Source organism: Bacillota bacterium (genome assembly GCA_040754675.1).
Classification (GTDB): Bacteria; Bacillota; Limnochordia; order Limnochordales; family Geochordaceae; genus Geochorda.
Genome location: JBFMCJ010000749.1, coordinates 1 through 1680 on the forward strand (window position 1 = coordinate 1; position 1680 = coordinate 1680).

Annotated in this window: 3 protein-coding genes; all 3 read right to left on the reverse strand. The window is 65.4% G+C overall.

Annotated elements, in window-relative coordinates:
• Positions 1 to 81: 81 nt before the first annotated feature.
• Positions 82 to 663 (reverse strand): hypothetical protein, encoded by a 582-nt coding sequence (locus AB1609_23205; protein ID MEW6049344.1) that lies wholly within the window; start codon positions 661 to 663, stop codon positions 82 to 84.
• A gap of 91 nt (positions 664 to 754) precedes the next feature.
• Positions 755 to 964: a hypothetical protein gene (locus AB1609_23210; GenBank protein ID MEW6049345.1), complete on the reverse strand. Its 210-nt coding sequence runs from the start codon at positions 962 to 964 to the stop codon at positions 755 to 757.
• Positions 965 to 1120: 156 nt separating this feature from the next.
• Positions 1121 to 1680 (reverse strand): hypothetical protein (locus AB1609_23215; GenBank protein MEW6049346.1); only part of this gene is annotated, 560 nt, incomplete at its 5' end.

A 1680-nucleotide genomic window follows, 5' to 3' on the forward strand; every position in this document is an offset into this window, starting at 1 on the left:
CAAGCCGGCGCCAGGACCGCCGCGGCCAGCAGCAGGATGGCGACGAGATATCTTGCCACGTCTTGGCCTGAGCCGCCGTCCTTACTTGGCGGTGATGGTGTACGTGAGGGTCACGCCCGAAATGGTGGTTGCCTCTTCGTCGCCATTAAACTTCAGCTGGAAGTCGACGTTGTAGTCGTCCCAGCCGGCGGTCTTCTCATTAGTCTTGTCGATGATGGTCTGGGAGGTGCTCAACGCCTTCCACATCGTGTCTGGAGTCTCTCCCTCTGCTGTTCTTGCCGGGGTAGCATCCCCCGGGTTGGTACCCGCCGCCACGTACCAGTCGGTAAACGGTAACCAGGTGGGAGGGTTCCCCGAGGCCGTCACGGTCACGGTAAAACCGGCCGGGGAGTTCGCGAACACCGACACCACAACGGCCGGCGCCGACGACGTGCCATAGTAGGCGGGGAAGGTGTCAGGGGGATAGTTCTGGTTTGTCAGGTCGATGGTGATGCTGCTTGGGTTCAGCTTAATACCGACCCGCTGAGGGATGGTCACCGTGACGTTCTGCGTTGCAGATGCTGACGCCGCTGCCAGCACCCCCGGTGCCACCACCGCAAGCGCCAGTATCGCGAAGGCTAGCGTTCCCACTGCCGCTCGAACCCATGGCTTCTTCACGTGCATCCATCCCTCCTCAGAAATCAACCCACGTGTCCATGCTGTGGCCCGCCACCATCCAGCCTCGTTGGCTAGCTCGTGCCGCGGAGCCCACGCGCTACCCTGCGGTCGCCCCGAACTTCCTTATCTCAGCCGGCTGCTCCACTAGGGTCAGCATCATCCGCTGCAGCTGCAGGAAGGAGGTAAAAGGGTGGATTTCCCCCGATCGCACGTCCACCAACTGGCCCTGCCAGTCATCCCGATCCTGTCGCAGGATCCGCAGGATAAACGTCTTCGGCTTCGCCGGGTGAACCGGCATGCTCCCCATCGTACGGCCTCCCGCCGACCCCCATCTCGTTCCGGCCAACACGTTAAGACCTAACTGTCAAACAAGAGTCAAAGATGGGTCAAACAGCCATAAAACACCTGGCCCGGCTCGCGCGAATTGAGCTCGCGGTCACGGGGGCGCGGTGCGGCGGTAAGGCTACGCCGCGGGCTTCAGGGGCAGGAGCCGAAACTGGAAGGCGGCTGGGTTGATCTCGCCCTCAGCGGAATAGCCGTTGCCTGCCAGGCAGGCCAGGCGTTCGGCAACCCTCCGGGCGGCCGCCTCGTCGGCGTGGGGCAGCAGCACCAAAAGCCACCGGTCGCCCACGGGGCAGACCACGTCGCCCTGTCGCAGGTGGCTGGCCGCACGCATCTGCCAGGCCGCAGCCGCGCCGGTCCCGTTCGGCTCAACGTGCTGCTGGTAGAAGGCCTCTACCTCTTCCCAGCTCTGGCCCGGGTCGATTGTGGAGGTCCCGAGCTGGATGACTATTAGGGTCACGGGCACCGACCAGCGCTGCATGCGGCGGCGTTCGATCTGCACCATGCGCCGGAAGGTAGGCCAGTCGGCGACGAAGGCGCCGGGAGAGGGCACCACCGGGCCCTCCTGTCCTCCTGGCCCCGCACTGTCGGTGCGGCGCCGGCCACCCGCGGGGCCGGCCCGCGCGCCTGCCTGCAGGGGGTCCGGCGAAAGTTCGACGGCGCTTCGCAGCCGGTCGCCCT

Bases quoted from the DNA above. Each gene is read 5' to 3' on its own strand.
- AB1609_23205 (MEW6049344.1), bottom strand. From the start codon at position 663: ATGCACGTGAAGAAGCCATGGGTTCGAGCGGCAGTGGGAACGCTAGCC.
- AB1609_23210 (MEW6049345.1), bottom strand. From the start codon at position 964: ATGGGGAGCATGCCGGTTCACCCGGCGAAGCCGAAGACGTTTATCCTG.